At 45.7% G+C, this 18,475-nt stretch carries 13 protein-coding genes; 4 read left to right on the forward strand and 9 right to left on the reverse strand.

The window, feature by feature from the left end:
- Window positions 1-21 precede the first annotated feature (21 nt).
- Window positions 22-3,198, forward strand: coding sequence for an efflux RND transporter permease subunit (locus NST40_RS29290; RefSeq protein WP_076276924.1), 3,177 nt, complete (start codon window positions 22-24; stop codon window positions 3,196-3,198).
- Window positions 3,199-3,950: 752 nt separating this feature from the next.
- On the opposite strand, the gene NST40_RS29295 is transcribed toward NST40_RS29290, so the two are convergent.
- Entirely contained in the window at window positions 3,951-4,643 is a 693-nt protein-coding gene (locus NST40_RS29295; protein WP_076123947.1) for a molecular chaperone TorD family protein, read from the reverse strand.
- 416 nt (window positions 4,644-5,059) lie between these two features.
- On the opposite strand from NST40_RS29295, the gene moaA reads away from it, so the two are divergent.
- Window positions 5,060-6,061 (forward strand): GTP 3',8-cyclase MoaA, encoded by a 1,002-nt coding sequence (gene moaA / locus NST40_RS29300; RefSeq protein ID WP_076276925.1) that lies wholly within the window; start codon window positions 5,060-5,062, stop codon window positions 6,059-6,061.
- Window positions 6,062-6,324: 263 nt separating this feature from the next.
- Here moaA and NST40_RS29305 read toward each other — a convergent pair whose 3' ends face one another.
- The 3 genes from NST40_RS29305 to NST40_RS29315 are packed head-to-tail and all read right to left on the reverse strand — an operon-like array spanning window position 6,325 to window position 9,837.
- Window positions 6,325-7,377, reverse strand: a complete 1,053-nt coding sequence (locus NST40_RS29305) for a HAMP domain-containing sensor histidine kinase (protein ID WP_076192343.1) — start codon at window positions 7,375-7,377, stop codon at window positions 6,325-6,327.
- Complete coding sequence (locus NST40_RS29310; protein WP_076123953.1) at window positions 7,374-8,051, reverse strand: response regulator transcription factor; 678 nt, start codon at window positions 8,049-8,051, stop codon at window positions 7,374-7,376. The genes NST40_RS29305 and NST40_RS29310 overlap by 4 nt, the downstream gene beginning before the upstream one ends.
- Complete coding sequence (locus NST40_RS29315) at window positions 7,981-9,837, reverse strand: ABC transporter ATP-binding protein (protein WP_076192341.1); 1,857 nt, start codon at window positions 9,835-9,837, stop codon at window positions 7,981-7,983. Before NST40_RS29315 ends, NST40_RS29310 begins: the two co-directional genes overlap by 71 nt.
- A 362-nt stretch (window positions 9,838-10,199) precedes the next feature.
- Here NST40_RS29315 and NST40_RS29320 point away from each other — a divergent pair, with 362 nt between their 5' ends.
- On the forward strand, window positions 10,200-11,435 hold the full coding sequence (locus NST40_RS29320) for an MFS transporter (protein ID WP_305953522.1): 1,236 nt from the start codon (window positions 10,200-10,202) through the stop codon (window positions 11,433-11,435).
- Window positions 11,436-11,520: 85 nt separating this feature from the next.
- Here the strand turns inward: NST40_RS29320 and NST40_RS29325 are convergent, their stop codons facing one another.
- Window positions 11,521-13,227 (reverse strand): glutamine--tRNA ligase/YqeY domain fusion protein, encoded by a 1,707-nt coding sequence (locus NST40_RS29325; protein WP_038574952.1) that lies wholly within the window; start codon window positions 13,225-13,227, stop codon window positions 11,521-11,523.
- Window positions 13,228-13,456: 229 nt separating this feature from the next.
- Here NST40_RS29325 and NST40_RS29330 point away from each other — a divergent pair, with 229 nt between their 5' ends.
- Window positions 13,457-14,005 (forward strand): GNAT family protein, encoded by a 549-nt coding sequence (locus tag NST40_RS29330; RefSeq protein ID WP_036681941.1) that lies wholly within the window; start codon window positions 13,457-13,459, stop codon window positions 14,003-14,005.
- A gap of 90 nt (window positions 14,006-14,095) precedes the next feature.
- On the opposite strand, the gene NST40_RS29335 is transcribed toward NST40_RS29330, so the two are convergent.
- The 4 genes from NST40_RS29335 to NST40_RS29350 form a co-directional block, all read right to left on the reverse strand.
- Window positions 14,096-14,740: an MOSC domain-containing protein gene (locus NST40_RS29335; protein ID WP_081387505.1), complete on the reverse strand. Its 645-nt coding sequence runs from the start codon at window positions 14,738-14,740 to the stop codon at window positions 14,096-14,098.
- The gene (locus NST40_RS29340) at window positions 14,721-15,251 is read right to left on the reverse strand and encodes a GNAT family N-acetyltransferase (RefSeq protein ID WP_076276928.1); all 531 of its coding nucleotides are present in this window, start codon (window positions 15,249-15,251) and stop codon (window positions 14,721-14,723) included. The genes NST40_RS29335 and NST40_RS29340 overlap by 20 nt, the downstream gene beginning before the upstream one ends.
- Window positions 15,252-15,319: 68 nt before the next feature.
- Window positions 15,320-16,540, reverse strand: a complete 1,221-nt coding sequence (locus tag NST40_RS29345; RefSeq protein WP_076123961.1) for an MFS transporter — start codon at window positions 16,538-16,540, stop codon at window positions 15,320-15,322.
- A gap of 461 nt (window positions 16,541-17,001) precedes the next feature.
- The gene (locus tag NST40_RS29350; RefSeq protein WP_036681949.1) at window positions 17,002-17,829 is read right to left on the reverse strand and encodes a formate/nitrite transporter family protein; all 828 of its coding nucleotides are present in this window, start codon (window positions 17,827-17,829) and stop codon (window positions 17,002-17,004) included.
- Window positions 17,830-18,475: the final 646 nt, after the last annotated feature.

The following is an 18,475-nucleotide window of genomic DNA, read 5'->3' on the forward strand; positions in this document are numbered from 1 at the left end:
AGAGGAGCAGAAACGAAACTTATGAAAAGCTTAATTAATTTCTCGCTCAGGAACAAATTTGCCATTTGGCTTCTGACGATAATTATTGTGTTTGCCGGTTTATATAGCGGACTGACGATGAAGCAAGAAACCTTGCCTAATATTAGTATACCCTATCTTAGCGTAACAACCATTTATCCGGGGGCCGCACCAGAAGGCGTCGTTAATGATGTCAGCAAACCGTTGGAGCAAAAGCTCCGCAATGTGGATGGTGTAAAGACGATCACCTCCACTTCTCTGGAGAATGCCTCCAGTATCCAAATTGAATTCGATTATGGAACAAATCTGGATAATGCTACAGCAGCAGTGCGCGAATCATTAAATGAAGTCTCATTACCTGACAATGTGCAGAAGCCTTCCATTTCCCGCTTTAGTCTTAGCTCAATGCCTGTTGTCTCCCTCAGTCTTTCTAACGGGGATACCCAGGATCTTGAGGAACTGACCCGCATTGCTGAGAACGATATTCGCCCGGCCCTAGAGGATGTTGAGGGTGTCGCTTCTATTCAAATCTCTGGTCAATACGTCAAAGAAGTATCACTTAAATTCAATCAAGATAAGCTCAGCCAATATGGACTGACCGAAGATACCGTTAAAGGTATCATTCAAGGCTCTTCCCTCCGTGTTCCACTCGGATTGTTCGAAATGGACAAAGCTCAAAAGGCAGTTGTCGTGGACGGCAACATCACTACCGTTGAGGATCTTAAAAATGTAACCATTCCGGTAATGCCAACTGGCGCTAACGCTGCTGGTGCTACTGGAGCTACTGGAGCTGCCGGCATTGATGCTGGTGCTGCTAACGGAGCTGCTGGCGCAGGCGCTGGAAATGTAGCTCCTGGCGGAGCTGCAAGTATGGGACTTCCAACCGTGAAGCTGGGAGAGCTGGCCACGATTGAAGTTGTGGGCAATTCTGAATCCATCTCCCGTACAAATGGTAAAGAATCGATCGGTATTCAGATTGTCAAAGCCAATGATGCCAACACTGTTGATGTTGTAAATGGCGTTAAAGACAAAACTGAAGAATTAAAAGCACAATATAAAGGCATTGACCTTACTGTTCTACTTGACCAAGGTAAGCCCATTGAGGACTCCGTAAATACGATGTTGTCCAAAGCGGTATTTGGTGCCTTATTCGCAGTAATTATCATTTTGGTGTTCCTGCGGAATATTCGTTCGACGATTATTTCCATCATCTCTATTCCATTATCCCTGCTGATCGCAGTGCTGTGTCTGCGGCAGATGGACATTACGCTTAATATGATGACACTGGGAGCGATGACGGTCGCGATCGGGCGGGTAGTCGATGACTCGATTGTAGTCATAGAGAACATATATCGACGACTCTCCTTATCTGGTGAGAAGCTGAAGGGCAGAGAATTAATCAGTGCGGCCACACGTGAAATGTTCGTGCCTATCATGTCCTCTACAATTGTAACCATCGCGGTGTTCTTACCACTTGCTTTGGTTAGTGGTATGGTTGGTGAGCTGTTCTTGCCTTTCGCTCTAACCATGGTCTTCGCCCTGCTCGCTTCATTAGTAGTTGCGATTACCCTAGTTCCTGCAATGGCTCACTCGTTGTTCCGTAATGGATTGAAAGGTAAAAAAACTCACAGCGAGAAACCAGACAAACTATCTGCTGGCTATCAAAAGATTCTGAACTGGTGTCTTTCTCATAAGCTCGTTACTTTTGGAGTTGCCGTTCTTCTCCTTGCAGGCAGCTTGTTCTTAATCAAACCTATTGGTGTAAGCTTTATGCCATCCCAAGAGGATAAAACCGTAATGCTTACTTATTCACCAAAGGCTGGACAACGGATTGAGGAAGTTCAAGAGCAAGGTCTGAAAGCTGAAAAATACATTTTAGCGCAGAAGCATATAGACAAAATGCAATATTCCATTGGCGGCGGAAGCCCGATGGGTATGGGTGGATCCAGCAATTCAGGACTATTTTTCATCGTTTATGATAGTGACACTCCTGATTTTGAAGCTGTTAAAGAGAAGCTTATTGAAGGTTTGACCGCAGAAGTGCCAGATGGTGTATGGGGTGACATGTCCGCTCTGATGAGTGGAGGCATGGGTGGAAGCACTCTGACCGTGAATGTATTCGGAGATGAACTGGATCAGCTGAAGCCAGTCGCGGATGAGATTGCCTCAATCGTACAGGCTGACACCACTAATTTCAAAGACGCAGAAACAAGTCTCAAGGAAGCTTACGATCAATATACGATTGTAGCGGATCAACAGAAGCTTAGCTCCCTTGGACTTACAGCCGGACAAATTGCGATGAAGCTGAGTCCAGCAGGCACACGTCCAGTGCTCACAGAAGTAGAATTGGACGGCAAGAACTACAAAGTCTATATCGAAACAGATAAAGAAACGTATAAGAGCATTAAAGAAATGGAAGAGGCTACTTTGACTTCCCCACTAGGCATCTCCGTGCCAATCGGGCAAGTCGCTAAAATTGAAAATGGCTCCTCCCCTGACTCGATTACTCGTATGGACGGTAAAATGAAGGTAGATGTTACTGCCGAAATTATTTCGAGTGACGTGAATAGCGCTTCGAACAGCGTGAAAGAAAAAATAGACGCTATGGAATTGCCTGATGGTGTAACTGTTTCCTTCGGCGGTGTAACCGAGCAGATCAATGATACGTTTGGTCAATTAGGAATTGCTATGGCGGCTGCTATTGCCATCGTATACTTCGTGCTTGTGGTTACATTTGGCGGTGGATTAGCACCATTCGCTATCCTGTTCTCACTTCCTTTCACAGTGATCGGGGTACTCGTTGCCCTTCTGATCGCTGGGGAAACCTTAAACGTGTCCTCGCTCATGGGTGCGCTGATGTTGATTGGTATCGTAGTAACGAATGCGATTGTCCTTATCGACCGCGTTATTCATAAGGAAAAAGAAGGCCTCACTACGCGTCAAGCCTTGCTTGAAGCAGGTGGCACACGTTTACGTCCAATCCTGATGACTGCACTTGCAACGATTGGTGCATTGCTGCCATTGGTTACTGGACTTGAAAACAGTGCTGGAATTATCTCTAAGGGGCTCGGTGTGACCGTAATCGGTGGTTTGGTCAGTTCCACGCTGCTGACACTTGTAGTAGTACCAGTCGTGTATGAATTCCTGATGAAATTCCGCAGCAAAAAGGTAATTGATTAGAACTATGATGTGAACAAGTAAATAGGCTCAAACGAGAGGCTGTCTCCAAAGTAGTGAATTCTACTTATGAGGCAGCTTCTTTTTTTTTAGTAAAAGGCTGCACAGCGGATTCTTGCCTTAGCCAATAGACTGTGTGCTGTGCCAATTGTTCAACGCCATTAGGTTGGGTGGTGAGTAGGGAGAGTTGAGCGGTGAAAAATACGTGATGAGTGATAGCTGATGTGCAGTGGGCGCTGGATGATATACAATGTGCGGTGAACCATGTGCGATTTATGGTGGGCGTTTGCGATATGCGGTATACGGCGGGTGATCTGCGTTGGTCGTTTGGACGGCGTACATTTGTGTTTACTACGTTCTGTGTTTGGGCGATGTGCGGAGTGGATCTTAAACTAATTAGGGAAAAACTCCCTGATAATAAGGGGGATTTCTTTAATTACCGCCGAATCAGCTATACTTTAGGGAGGTTTTCCCTCATTTTTAGTCTGATGACCAGAAACTCTTGAATTTCAGGGAGAAATTCCCCAATTAGTCTGTCGGTGCTTCAGTTGGGCAACAAGACTGCGCTTCGATTGGTACTTCAATTAATGCTTCGGTTGGTGCTTCAGCCTCTACTTCTATCGGAGTTTAATTAGATCATCACTAGGATGCTTCACACGGTACTTCTATTTGCTACAGAGCTTCTATTAAAGCTTCATATCTACTTGAATAGCACGCAAAAGCCCGACCTATCAATTAGGCCGGGCTTTCTAATATTAAATGCTTGTAGCTGCACTGCTCTCCAGTGAAGCTCTCCAGGAACGAAGCATTTGCAGATCAAGTGGCAGAAATTCCTCAAGCATATGTGAGAGGCCTAGATATAGCGGACTATCCGTTGCTGCATTCAGTTTCTGACAGAACTGCGGTGTCCATTGCAGTAGATGCTTTTCCAAAAAGGACTCCTGAATATCAAGCAGCTCCATAGCACTTCTTATTGAAAAGCTATTGTAAAGCATACGCTCATGCATGACTGCCATAAATTCGAGCTCAATAGCAATATGATCATCGGCTTCACCATTACACTTATTGAATACAATTCCAGCGGAGGTGTACACATCCGCAAGCACGTTACAGAAATCCTCCGAGCGTCCTAAAATCGCTGCTTCGCGCAATTTAAAAGAACTAACGGACTGTTCTTGCATAAGCCGTTTATATTCTTTGCTCTCTTTCTCGCATATCATTGGCAGCTTGTTCGGTTCCTGACTCAAATAGCGCTTCAGCTCCCGACCGCCTTCCGTCATCTCAGCCGCTACACTCATCTGGCGATTGCGGCTCCATTGAGCCACTAGAGAGAGTGATGGTTTTCTACCCAAAAAATCCACTAAAAGCTGATATATTAATCCCCGACTTTCCAACCAACGGCTAAAAGCCTCCGGAACGGTGAGCGATGGAACAGTATGTGTACTCATTTTGCAAATCCTCCTCAATGGTTTCCCGGTCACTCTCCGTCACATTACCGACGTGCGGTTTCCGGTATCCTATCTGTTTTCGCAAAAGTGAACGTTAAAACTAATCCGCACCTAGATTATATCGGATATTAAAAGCGCTTTCCGTGAGCATTCTATGTCTAAAAACTTTATTTGTCGTACTTTTGTCACACTTTCCGTTGTTCAATATGCGTTATCTTCTTATCTAGTTTGTCCAGTTTTATGTAATGAAACCCTGTCGTCCAGAACTTTGCTCATTGACGTGAATCCAAGCGATCTTTAAAATTCTAAACAAGTATAAACATCTTCGCGTTCTGTCCTATTAGGGACGTTATGCGTGTATACGAGAAAGTATAAGAGCAATTTATCAGCCAGATTTAAAGGAAGGGAGCAACGCCATGGAGCCGCTGACGGACCCTTTTGGACGTTTACATGATTACATCCGCATTTCGGTTACCGACCGCTGCAACCTGCGTTGCATCTATTGTATGCCAGCGGAAGGGATGCAATTCCAACCGCAGGACGAGATTCTGAGTTACGAGGAAATTACCTCAGTCGTTAAGTCGCTAGCCCCTCTTGGATTACGTAAAGTACGACTAACTGGTGGAGAACCTCTTGTCCGCAAAGATCTGGAAAAGCTTGTTGCTATGATATCTGCGATCCCAGGTATAGAAGATATTTCGCTGACTACAAATGGTTTAATGCTTCCAGCCAAAGCAGCACAGCTAAAAGAAGCCGGTCTGTCACGGGTAAACATCAGCCTAGACTCCTTACGGCAGGATCGATTTTCTATGATTACTCGTGGCGGCGAAGTCGCCAAGGTATTAAAGGGGATCGAGGCCGCACAAGCCGCCGGACTTCAACCGATAAAGCTTAACGTTGTATTGATGAAAGGAATTAATGACGACGAAATCAAAGACTTCATCTCCCTTACGCTGGAGAGTCCTCTAAATGTACGCTTTATAGAATACATGCCGATTGGCAGTGCTACTGATGCTTGGCGCCAAACTTATCTGCCTCTGGAAAGGGTTGTAGAAGCTTGTACTGAGGCTGGTTGGGAAACGGAAGCGGCAGAAATGCCCTCCGGGAATGGCCCTTCCCAGAATCGGCGGGTTGTCGGAGCCCCTGGTACATTCGGCCTGATTCATCCGGTGAGCGAGCACTTCTGCGATAATTGCAACCGCCTGAGACTTACCGCAGATGGGCACATCAAAGCTTGCCTGTATTGGGCAGATGAATACAATGTCCGCCCTTTGATAAGCGATCCTGTTGCTGTGCAGGCCTTATTCCGGAAAGCGCTGGGCAACAAACCCCATAATCATGAAATGGCCTTAGCTCTGGAGAAAAAAGCACAGAGCCACACGCCGACAGCTCGGCGCATGTCTCAAATTGGTGGATAAACGTCCATCCCGGTATTATAGTTCCTCTTTTAATTGCATAAATACAAAAAACGCCGCTTTCCCACTGAACGATCTGGGAAAGCGGCGTTGTGCTTAAAGCTTAGCGATGAGCTATTCAATCACTATTAGAGAGATAGAGCTTCGAGCAGCTTAGAAATAGTCGCCGCCGCCTCGGCTCTTGTAGCCTTATTCTCAGGACGGAAGGTATTGTCTTCGAATCCACCCAGAATACCGGCTTCAGCTGTTTTTCACATACAGCAAGTTTATTTCATTCGTACTGGCAAGCTCACCTTGAACGCTGTCCCATCCCCCGGGCGACTATTTGCAGTTACCTTACCTTCATGCAGCTCAACGATTTTTTTAACCAATGACAGACCTAGTCCACTACCGCCACCACTTGCGGTTCTAGCTTTATCTGCCTTATAGAAACGCTCGAAGATCCGAGGCAGATCTTCCTCCGAGATGCCAATCCCACTATCTTGAATCTCCACCTCTACCTGCTCATCCACCATGCGAAGGCTAATATGGATGCAACCGTTCTGCGGAGTAAACTTGATACTGTTATGCAGCAGATTAGTCCAAACCTGACTCATTAAATCTTTTACAGCAGATACATTCACTTCTTCCAGTTCAGCCTCTACCTCTATTTTTTTCTCCAACCACTGTGGTTCAGAAGCCAGAATCGTATCTCTAAGCTGCTTATCCAGGCGGTAAATCTGATTTTCAAACGGAAAATTGCCCGATTCAAGCGCGGACAGCTTCAATAAATTATCACTAAGCCCAGATACACGGGTACTCTCAGCCACTATAATATTAAGGTAGTGCCTCCTGCTCTTCACACTCAGAGTTTCATCCTGCAGTGCAAGAGCAAACCCCCGAATAGAGGTTAGCGGAGATTGAATTTCATGCGATACATTAGAGATAAAATCCTGACGCATGGTCTCCATCTGGCTCAGTTCGCTGGCCATTACGTTGATACTCTCTACAATCTCACCGAAATCACCGTAGTCCTTTGTATTATCAAGTACCACATTGAAATCACCCTTAGCAATCCGCCCTAAACCTTCGATAATTGATTTATAAAAAACACGTTCCCAGCCCCGGAATAACTTGGAGGTTACCAATGCCATCAAAAACAAAATCACAATTCCGACCATCACGCCGATTAACTGGGTCAAATACTCCGAAGAGGGGCGTCCAACCCTGCCATATATCCAGTTCATCAAGAAATAAGCTGCACTCCAGCTAATCCCAACACCACCGAAGTAAATAAAAGTCATCCCAATCCGCTTAAGAAGCTCCTTAAACCGGTTCATGCCTCTGCCTCCAGCCGATAGCCTAATCCGCGGATGGTACGAATAACAAACCCGTATTTATCAGGAGCGAACCGTTCGCGCAAACGGTTGATATGCACATCGAGCGTCCGCTCATTCCCTTCAAAATCATAACCCCATATCTCTTCGATTAGCCTGTCTCTAGTCAATGTCTGCCCCGGATAGCTGCCCAGCTTAAATAACAGCTCAAATTCCTTAAGCGGCAAAGTGACTTCTCCATACGCTGAGGATACCTCGTAGGTTTTACGATTCATTCGCAGCCGGCCAATCCCCACACTTTGTGCAGCAGAGATTTGGTAACGTTTGAGCAGCGCCTTTACTCGCGCAATAAGCACCACTGGCTCAAAGGGTTTGACGAGATAGTCATCACTTCCCAGCTCAAAGCCCTTCACAATTTGTGAGGTCTCTCCCTTAGCCGTCAGCATCAATATCGGAAAATCATAGGTTTGGCGCATCTTCCGGCACAGCTCCCAGCCATCCAAATTGGGCATCATCACATCAATAATGGCTAAGTCTATGTTATGGCTCTCCAGAATCTGAAGAGCCTCCAGTCCATCAGAAGCTCCATAGATGTCATCCATCCCCTCAGCTCTCAGAAATACTTCTACCAATTCGCGGATGTGCGGATCGTCGTCCGCTACTAGTATTTTTGTCATGTATCACTGGAGCCTCCTCTTTATTGTCTTGAATCTCAAGGTTATTCATCTGCAGCTGCTGGGTGGCAAATTCACGATATAGCTCATGGTTTTCCAGCAGTTCTTCATGTCTTCCCATCCCGGTAATCTGGCCCTTTTCCATAAAAATAATCTGCTCAGCATTTACAACAGTAGCCAAACGGTGCGCAATTACAATCGTAGTCCGGCCCTTCATCAAATTGGACAGTGCCTTCTGCACTACGGCCTCTGATTGGCTATCCAGACTGGAGGTCGCCTCATCAAGCATAAGAATCTTTGGATTCCGCAGCAGCGCTCTAGCAATAGCAATCCGTTGCCGCTGTCCACCCGAGAGCTTCACACCTCTCTCACCAACATCCGTATTATATCCTTCAGGAAGCTCATCGATAAAGCCATCTGCATAAGCCATTGCTGCTGCTGCGCGCATCTCCTCCATGCTAACGTCTCGATCCAATCCATAGGTTAAATTCTCAGCAATCGTACCTGCCAACAATGGGCTTTCCTGTGAGACGTACCCGATCAGTTTCCGCCATGAGCGTAATGAGAAGGTTGACACTGGTTTATCGCCTAACTTAACCATACCTTTCTGAGGCTCATAGAATCGTTCGAGCAGTGAAAATAATGTAGTCTTGCCTCCCCCGCTCGGTCCAACAATAGCCGTCACCTGACCCGGAAGCATCCGGAAGCTTACATCGGTTAGCACATTCTCACCATTTTTATATCCAAAGCTTAGATCTTCTACCGAGATAGGACCCTCTGCACCGTTCGCCTCTTCCTGGCCCTCATATACCTCCTCTTCTGCTGCCAGAGTTTCAATAATGCGCTCTGATGCCCCTTTAGCTTTCTGAATCTGTGTAAAGAACGTGGTCAATTGAGTAAGCGGCATAATAATCTGAATAAGATACAGGATAAAGGCTACCAGCTCTCCAGCTGTCAAAGCACCGGAAGATACCTGCATTCCGCCATAACCGATAATGACCACAAGTAACATCATAAAGACAAAAGAGACAAGTGGACTGATCATAGCGCTGATTTTGCCTTCACGAATGCCAAAGGAGAGCAGGTTCATAATTCCGGTTTTGCCTGCTTCGTACTCTTTTTTCTCTGCACCCGAGGATTTCACCAGACGGATCTCTGACAATACACCACTAAGTGTGGCGGTAAAAGAAGCTGTTTCGTCCTGCATGCCTTTGGAGATTTTGTACATCTGCCGTCCAAGCGGCACCAAAATCAACGCAGATAGTGGAAGAACGGTGAACAGAACAAGCGTCATCTTCCAGTTTAAAAATAACAGCACAGCAATGGAGCCCACAATGGAAATCACTCCGGTAAATAAGCTGGCCAGATGTTCAGAGATCAGCGTTTTGATGATCCCTGTATCATTCGTCATCCGGCTGACGCTTTCTCCTGTCCGATTATCATTGTAATAAGCTACTGGCAACACTAAAAATTTACGCCATAACCGGTCACGAAGACCTGCAACCATCTTCTGGCCTACATAATTCAGCAGATAGATAGAGATTCCCCCGGCGATCGTCTGCGCGATAAAAGCACCCGCTATGCCTGCAATTTGCAGCTTGCTGACAGAAGCCAAAGAAAAGCCATCCACCAGATTTTTGGTGAACATAGGGATCACCAGACTAACCAATGTCGAGATCATGCTTAGTGCAATGGCTATTGCCAATAAGCCGTATGAAGGCTTGGTTTCTTTTAATAATGTGAGGAATGGCTTCAGCGCCGTTTTCCCCTTAGCTTCGGATTTTTTCATGCAAAAACTCCCCTTTTCTTGGTGAATCTGCGAGAAGAATGTATCATCTCTGTTTCGCTTAACCCTATCCTAGCCCTGAATTGTAAACTGAAGTTAAACCCATTGATTCTCTTTTATACAAACGTAGATAGGGTAATCCTCAGGTATATTCCTAGTAAGGAAGAGCAAACGCCTAACATTTCTGCCACCTGCAAACTTGTTATATGCGTTTTTTGTCACTTAGCGGATCAAATTTAAATAAACGTTAAAAAAATGTAAAAAAGTAAAAAAGGAAGTTTGTATCCCTTTTCAACACGTGTTACAGTGATAGAAGGGCCTAATATTGGTCAGTATATCCATGCAAGACATCTAGTGGGAAAGGAGTGACGCATTTGCGGAAAGGCGTTAACTATCCATCTTCTTTCACGTCTTTAAAATGGTTCAATTTTTTTGTATACGGAACCATGGTCCTCTTCTCCAGCTTCTTTCAACTATACCTGCTGGATGTAGGGATGAACAAATTAGAGATCGGTGCCGTATTTTCTATGGGTGCGCTAGTATCCATCTTTGCAAATCCATTCTGGGCAATCTGGACTGACCGATACCAGAATATCCGGAGAATCGTTTTGCTTATGTTAATCGGAACGTTAGTGTTATCCCAGCTTATGTTTCGGGCAAATACATATGAGATGATCTACATCTCCATTCTTTTGTTCTATTTCTTCCAAGGACCGTTATTTGCTCAGAGCAATACGATGATTCTCAGCTATATTGACGGAACTAACTATCGCTTCCGTTCTTTTCGGCTTTGGGGTTCATTGGGGTGGGCACTAATTGCAATTGCCGCCGGATTGGTCCTTGATTGGGCTGGTGTATCTATCTTGTCCTATCTGTTTGCAGGCTTACTATGTGCATCAATGTTATCCATTCTTGCATTACCGAAACTTAACCATACCATTGGCATGGCTCCTATGCCGTATAGAGGCTTCAGCAAACTAATTTATAATCCCTTTTTCTTGTGTTTCATATTGTTTGGTATCCTAGTTTCCATACCGAACACCATGAACACTACATTCATGTCTTTGTATATTACGGACCTAGGCGGCTCCAAGGGAATGATTGGTCTCGCAGTATTCCTCTCCTCTATTTTGGAAGTGGGTGTATTTGTTCTCTGCGACCGATTCCTTAAACGTAAAATATCTGTTCTGCTCGGCTGGCTTGCGCTGGTTAGCGCTTTATTCGTACTACGATGGTGGTTCATGGCGGACGCGACTACAGCCCTCCAAGTAGTGCTCATTCAAATTTTACACTGCATAACATTTGGTGGTTTCTTCTATGTAGGCACTCAACTGACCATGCTTCTTATTCCAAGACCTTACCGTGCTTCAGGACAAGCGCTCTACACACTGACTTGGAGCGGTATAGCCGGTATTGTTGGAGGAGTTCTCGGCGGATGGATGTATCAAAATCTAGGGGCACAGAGCATGTATCAAGCGGGTGTCTTCTTGACACTGTTTGGAACGCTAGGCTTTACTTTCATGTGGCTCTTTGTAAACCGTGGAGGCTACCGGCCCCCTACAGAGGATGAGGAAGAACTCTCTCACATCGAAATATTATAAGCGAAAACATAAAAAACAGGCACAAACGTACCTAAACGGGACGTTTGTGCCTGTTTTATTATAAAGAACCTGAACGAATCAAGTGTTAGCCTTGTTTTGGAGGCTGAAATGAACTCTTCAGTGAAACGATAAGATTGAATACGAGATGCCCAGGCGCCGAGTATTTGCTATCTACATTAAAATAGCCATGACGGAAGAACTGGAATTTATCCTGAGCCACACTGTCCTTAAGCGCGGGTTCCACAAAACCTTGTAAGATTTCAATGGATTTAGGATTAAGCTGATCCAAGAAGCTAGGCTCCGCTTTCTCTACCGTGGAATCCAGACCTTCAACTTCTGCAGCTTCATCTACTTCTTCAGCAGAAATCAGTGGCTCGTATAAACGGAATTCTGCAGGCACAGCTTGACTAGCTTCTACCCAGTGCAGAGTACCTTTTACCTTACGGCCTGTAAATCCACTGCCACTCTTTGTTTCCGGATCATACGTACAATGCAGTTCAACAACCTCGCCATTCTCATCTTTAATGACTTCATTACATTTGATGAAATAAGCATGCTTCAGGCGTACTTCATTGCCGGGGAACAAGCGGAAATATTTATTGGGCGGATTCTCCATAAAGTCGTCGCGCTCAACATAAATCTCACGAGAGAACGGAATTTGGCGTACACCCATTTCTTCATTCTCTGTATTATTCTCCGCTTCAAGCCATTCTGTTTGGCCTTCCGGATAATTGGTGATAACAACCTTAAGCGGACGAAGTATAGCCATGGTGCGAGGCACAGTTAACTTAAGGTCTTCCCGGATAAAGTGCTCCAGCATTTGCAGGTCCACTAGACCCTGACTCTTGGAGATCCCTGCTTCGTACACGAATTTACGAATCGCTTCCGGCGTATATCCTCTGCGGCGCAGGCCGGAGATCGTTGGCATCCGCGGATCGTCCCAGCCATCCACATGTTTTTCGTCTACCAGCAGCTTCAGCTTACGTTTACTAGTCATGGTTTGAGCGAGATTCAGACGGCCGAATTCATATTGATGCGGAACAGAAGGCATCTCACATTCCGCTACGACCCAATCATAAAATGGGCGTTGATCTTCAAACTCAAGCGAACAAAGGGAGTGAGTTACTCCTTCAATGGCGTCCTCAAGTGGATGAGCGAACGTGTACATCGGGTAGATGCACCATTTATCCCCTGTATTATGGTGATGCGCATGAGTAATCCGATAGATGACAGGATCACGCAGATTAATATTTGGTGATGCCATATCGATCTTGGCACGAAGAACCTTCTCACCATCTTTGAATTCCCCTGCCCGCATACGGCGGAACAGATCCAAATTCTCTTCGATGCTGCGCTCACGATGTGGACTGTTCTGTCCTGGCTCTGTCAGCGTTCCCCGCAATTGGCGAATTTCATCCGCGCTGAGGTCATCTACATAAGCTTTGCCTTTAGTAATTAATAATTCGGCACGTTTGTACATTTCCTCAAAATAATCCGATGCAAAACGCAGCTCTTCCCATTCATAGCCCAGCCACTTTACATCTTCCTGAATGGAGTTCACATATTCCGTATCTTCTTTGGCAGGATTCGTGTCGTCAAATCTTAGGTTAGTCTTGCCACCGAACTCGTCCGCCAGTGTAAAGTTAATCCAAATCGCCTTGGCATGTCCGATATGTAAGTAACCGTTCGGCTCCGGCGGAAAGCGTGTGACAACTTCTTTTACTTTACCCGTACGGAGGTCTTCGGTAATAACATTTTTAATAAAATTGGAGGGGGTAGTACGGTTCTCCACAGCTATCAACCTTTCGTTCTGTAGTGTTACACTACTTCTTGTATAAACATGTTTCCTACTAATATACCCGTTAACTGTAGATTGTTCAATAAAAGGGGGCACATGGCCTGGATCAATTTTTAGCATCTTTAGACCTTTTGACTTCTCTGCGAGCGATAGAGTAGCATGATAATCATAAGAAAAAATCCATAATCATACATAAGGCCTTGTGCCGAAAGGAGGCAACCACTTGTTTAATTATGTCATCGACGAAGAGCTTATCTTAAAGCCACTCATGCCTGAGCATGCTAGGCACATATTCGCGTTAGTGGAGCGCTCGCGGGAACGACTTAGGCAATGGCTTCCTTGGGTTGATGCCGTTACGGAACAGGATCACACCCTTAATTTCATTAAAAATGCTATAAAACAAGGCACCGACAATGGCGCCTTCACTGCTGGACTTTGGGTCCGCGGCGAGCTCGCTGGCGTCATTGGGTATCACCAGATTGACTGGCATAACCGTTCCGTAGGGATTGGTTATTGGCTTGGTGATGGATATGAAGGCAAAGGTTATATGACCAGTGCCTGCCGAGTTCTAGTAGACTACGCCCTGCTTGAAATGGAGCTGCAGCGGGTAGAAATTCGCTGCGCAACCGCCAACGTAACTAGCCGGGCAATTCCTGAACGGCTTGGTTTTGTGCTCGAAGGTGTGATCAGACAGGCAGAAAAGCTGCCCGATGGCTACGTGAATCACGCCGTATATGGTTTATTGCGTAGTGAGTGGCAGCTGCTCGGCTAAGTTACAAGCAAAGCAAAGTTAAACAAACACGCAAGCAAAAAAAAACCTGGCTGGCATACGCCTCCAGGTTTTTTATTGAGCAGACCAAGATTAGATCTCTGGCATACCCAGTTGTTTTCGAAACTTGTTCCGTACTACGGCTGAGAGAGCTTCCAGCTCCACAAGCTCTGCCAGAGCAGCCTTCTCTTGCAGCCCAACCTGCATTAAATACAGTACATGCGCCACGGACGCATTGCTGTCTCCGTTTTCTTTTTTGACAATTGCATCACCGGTTGAAATCTTTCCTTCACGAAGTACACGCAAGTAAAATCCGCTATACCTTGTATCCAGAACTTGAGCCGGTAGATCTGCGGGTCCATGCTTTTGTGAGATTTTGAAGCAAGGGTATCGTGGTTGGCTAACCTGAAGCAAAGTGGTTCCTATTTCATATACATCGCCAATACATACCTCTGTCTCCAGCAGACCTGTGATGGTGATATTTTCTCCAAAAGCCGAGTACTCCAGTTTCTTTCCCAGCTGCTGTTCCCAATAAGGATAGTGCTCAATGGGATAGGCGCATACCGCCTTGTCAGGACCTCCATGATGTTTAAGATCTGCCTGGCCATCTCCAACAAATCCATTGGTATGTAGCTGAACTGGTCCTTCTACAGGTGTTTTATAAATTCCGGTCTCCAAAGGTTTTCCCCGATAATCCACCGTCACCGGCCGACCGACATTAAGCGAGATGATCTCCATATTCATTTCCTCCTGTCAGCATGCAGCTCATAAATATCTCATCTACATAACGGCCGCCAAGATAAAACTCCTCCCGCAGACGCCCCTCTTCCACAAAACCGCATTCCCGGTAAAAAGAAATCGCTGATTCATTGCAGGATAATACACGCAGGCGAAGCTTACGAATAGCATGCGCCGCAGCATGTCCCTTAATGGCTTCCATGAGCTGCCGGCCGATGCCTAAACGTTGATAGTTCGGATGAACAGCAATATTAACCTCGCACACATGCCGGTTGCTCTCCATTCTACTAGGGCAGCCAAACCCGACATATCCACATAGCTTGTCATCTTGCAGCGCGACGAGCTGTGAGCCCGGGGGAGCATTCAGTAAGAAATCTTCTTGTGAGCGCCACAACATAGGTCCCGGGCTAGTGTCCTCTGTCCAAATCAGATGGTCCAGATCAATCAGTTCTCGCACGTCTTTAATCTCTGAGGGTCTAATAGTTAACCTTGCCTTGTTGATTTGTTTCATAAGATGTACACCCCTTGCCTTGCACCTCTATAGAATTCACAGCAGATGTTGGAATCCACTGTGTATAGTTATCCTACGGACCGCTCTAACGAATGGCCTTTACGATTGACTAAAGCATGGATGACGAAAAACCCTACCGACAGCAGCGCCATCGCACAGGCCAGCCAGGCTGTTGGTGCCAAACCACCGCTATCATACAGTCTGCCCATGAAGTAAGGGCCAATGACTCTCCCGACTGCACCAATCCCTCCGCTTAGTCCCAAATAAAACGGTGCGCTGCGCCCCGCATGATCCGAGATAAAGGATGGCATCGCTGGAGAAATCAGCATTTCTCCCAGTGTAGCAAGCACCATCCCAAGCACTAAGCCAGGATAATTAGGCATCCACAAAAGAAACGCATAGCCACCCAAATAAAACAGGGCACTTGCAGTCATTTGCGCCGTTGAGGTAGACGCGAACCAGCGCTTAATCATTGTTACCAATGGCTGAGCTGCAAAAATCAAAATACCGTTCAGTGTCCAGAGAAAACCATAAGTTTTCTTAGGCCAGCCCTCTGAAATAATGAACGGAGATACCCCTGTATTCCAGATAGAGTTACCGAGAAGCAGGAACAAAGAACCGATCCCCATATAAAGATAAATACGAGTATGCCCCATTAGCTTCCACGTGGATTGTTTCTCTGGTTCATTCTTCTGATGCCCCATTACCTCATGCGCAGGTTCTCCACCGATTTTCTTCAGATATATAAAAAAGAAACCCGCAAATACCGCCGAGGTTACACCATTCATTACAAAGCTTAGCATATAGGAAATATCGGCCAAAAAACCACTTAATGCCGTCCCCAGTGCTACACCAATATTATTGGCGACATAAATAACATTAAACAGCTCACCACGCTGCTTCGTGAAACGAAAGCCGATAAATGCCTGAATGGCAGGTAATGATAAGGAATTAAATAATCCCACTAGTCCCATTGCAACCATAAATAACGTCCAGTTGTTACTAGCTGCCGGCAAGGTGAACAGTGCCAAAGCATTCATGGCGAGCGCTCCGACAATCAGCCGGTTCACGCCTACCTTATGATAGAGTGAGCCCCCGAGTAGTTGACCCACGATCCCACCAACCGATTGAATAAGAATCACCAGTCCAGCATCTGACATGCTGCGTCCAAGCTCATCAAATACATACATCGTAACGAGCGGCCACATCAGCGCACTACCTGTTGCGTTAATTAGGCTGGCAATGAGAAATATTTTCACTTCTTTTGGATATGCCTGTAAAAACTTCATAAGTAGTGTACATCCCCTGTTATATATGTGTCATTAATTCATCCAGTATCATCCCAAAACAGGGCTATGAGCAAGCATACACATTGACGTTTTATCGTGATAAAGTGCGCATGAAATCTAGAGGATAAAACGCACATATCGCATGAAATATTCCGTCTCCCTTGGGGTTCACGTCCGCAGTCCTCCCTAGTTCTAATATCTATTCTTATTTTAAAGCCGTGGCTGTCGTCCGTAAAGCAAACTAAACAAGAAGAAACTGATTCGCTTTTAGAAAGACGGGGTAATAGAGCCTAGAAACACTCCCCCTTCAAAATTCGCCGTGATCCGATTTCGTTCCCCCGAGCGCGGATATATCACGGCGGATTTTTTTTGTGTCTACATAACAAAAAGCACCCCTAAAACATTAACGCCACCAATAAGGCAGACCTTGAATGTTCTATGGAGTGCTCTATAAGACGAGCTTAAGCGTGTTTCTTGACACTGCTGCCGGACATGCTATCTACGGATTGAATAGCCGTAGGTGCTTTACGCAAGTATGCCATCCAATAGGCAGCTGCGACAAATATTGCCCCACCCGTTAGATTGCCGAGCCAGACGGGAACAAAGTTAGTGAAGTATTGCCCCCATGAATAATAACCTTCAAAAATAGCTGCTGGAATTAGGAACATGTTAGCTACAACGTGCTGGAATCCGATCGCAACAAAGGCCATCGTTGGAAACCAAATACCAAGGATTTTGCCGCTGAAGTTATCTGCTCCATAGGAGAGCCATACGGCCAGCGCAACGAGCCAGTTACAGCCGATACCCGAAACAAATGCCGGAAAGAATTCTGCATCGATTTTATGACCAGCCATATCCACCAATTTTTCTAAATACACACCCTCTGAAGTTAAACCCACCACATGACCGAAGAAATAAGCTACAAATAATGCCCCTGCCAGATTACTAATCGTAATGAGCAAAAGATTCTTCACAACTTCCCAGAAAGAAATCTTCTTAGCCATAAAAGCGAGCGGCACGGCCATCATATTCCCTGTCAGCAGTTCTCCACCTGCAAGGAGTACCATGATCAGCCCAACGGGGAAGACTGCGGCTCCGATAAAGTTAGCAATGGAACCCCATTCCTGTGGTGCGCCAGCAATGACGCGAATATCTAATAAAAACCCGAGCGCAATAAACGCTCCTCCCAAAAAGCCCAGAATAAGTACGGTACTTAGCGGATTATGAGCTTTTTTTATGCCGTTCTCTACAGTTACTTCGGCAATTTGCTGCGGTTTGCTATAAGCCATGGTTCCTATCCCCTTCATCTATTTACTTCAAATTTGTTCCTTTATGACCATTGTAGCGTGTCGTAAAACACATTAACGTGATAATTATCACTTTGAGAAAACTAAGTGAAAGTTTTCACTGACATGTCAAATTTACTGCGACCTGTGCACAAATAGAAGTTTGTGTATGACCGGCTAAGCCAGCATATCTTGTTTCGTTGGATTACATTTGAGCGTACGCAGCAGCTATCGGACTCAATTGACTCTAATCGTAACTTTCGAGCACATTTGGCCCACAACCGGACATCGGACTCAGATGACCCTATTCGTAGCTTTCGAGCACATTTGGCCCACAACCGGACATCGGACTCAGATGACCCTATTCGTAGCTTTCGAGCACATTTGGCTTGCTATCGGACCCCATTGTCGCTATTGGCACGAAAAACACTCTATTTGTACCTCATTCTATGTAATAGCTGCATTGGAGTCCGAAACCAGACTCAAAAAGTGATTAATTGCTAAATAGCGGCTTCTGAGTCCGAAAGCTTCTGCGGAGGGTGAAAACTCAGCACAATCGGACTCAGTTGACCCTATTCGTAGCTTTCGAGCACATTTGGCTTGCTATCGGACCCCATTGTCGCTATTGGCACGAAAAACACACTAGTTG

Source organism: Paenibacillus sp. FSL R10-2778 (assembly GCF_038593035.1).
GTDB lineage: Bacteria > Bacillota > Bacilli > Paenibacillales > Paenibacillaceae > Paenibacillus_AQ > Paenibacillus_AQ odorifer.

What these genes read in the sequence shown, in the direction of transcription:
- NST40_RS29345 (WP_076123961.1), bottom strand. Translation starts at nt 16,540, where the DNA reads ATGAAGTTTTTACAGGCATATCCAAAAGAAGTGAAAATATTTCTCATT.
- NST40_RS29295 (WP_076123947.1), bottom strand. Translation starts at nt 4,643, where the DNA reads ATGAGTACACATACTGTTCCATCGCTCACCGTTCCGGAGGCTTTTAGC.
- moaA (WP_076276925.1), top strand. Translation starts at nt 5,060, where the DNA reads ATGGAGCCGCTGACGGACCCTTTTGGACGTTTACATGATTACATCCGC.
- NST40_RS29315 (WP_076192341.1), bottom strand. Translation starts at nt 9,837, where the DNA reads ATGAAAAAATCCGAAGCTAAGGGGAAAACGGCGCTGAAGCCATTCCTC.
- NST40_RS29305 (WP_076192343.1), bottom strand. Translation starts at nt 7,377, where the DNA reads ATGAACCGGTTTAAGGAGCTTCTTAAGCGGATTGGGATGACTTTTATT.
- NST40_RS29335 (WP_081387505.1), bottom strand. Translation starts at nt 14,740, where the DNA reads ATGGAGATCATCTCGCTTAATGTCGGTCGGCCGGTGACGGTGGATTAT.
- NST40_RS29350 (WP_036681949.1), bottom strand. Translation starts at nt 17,829, where the DNA reads ATGGCTTATAGCAAACCGCAGCAAATTGCCGAAGTAACTGTAGAGAAC.
- NST40_RS29340 (WP_076276928.1), bottom strand. Translation starts at nt 15,251, where the DNA reads ATGAAACAAATCAACAAGGCAAGGTTAACTATTAGACCCTCAGAGATT.
- NST40_RS29310 (WP_076123953.1), bottom strand. Translation starts at nt 8,051, where the DNA reads ATGACAAAAATACTAGTAGCGGACGACGATCCGCACATCCGCGAATTG.
- NST40_RS29290 (WP_076276924.1), top strand. Translation starts at nt 22, where the DNA reads ATGAAAAGCTTAATTAATTTCTCGCTCAGGAACAAATTTGCCATTTGG.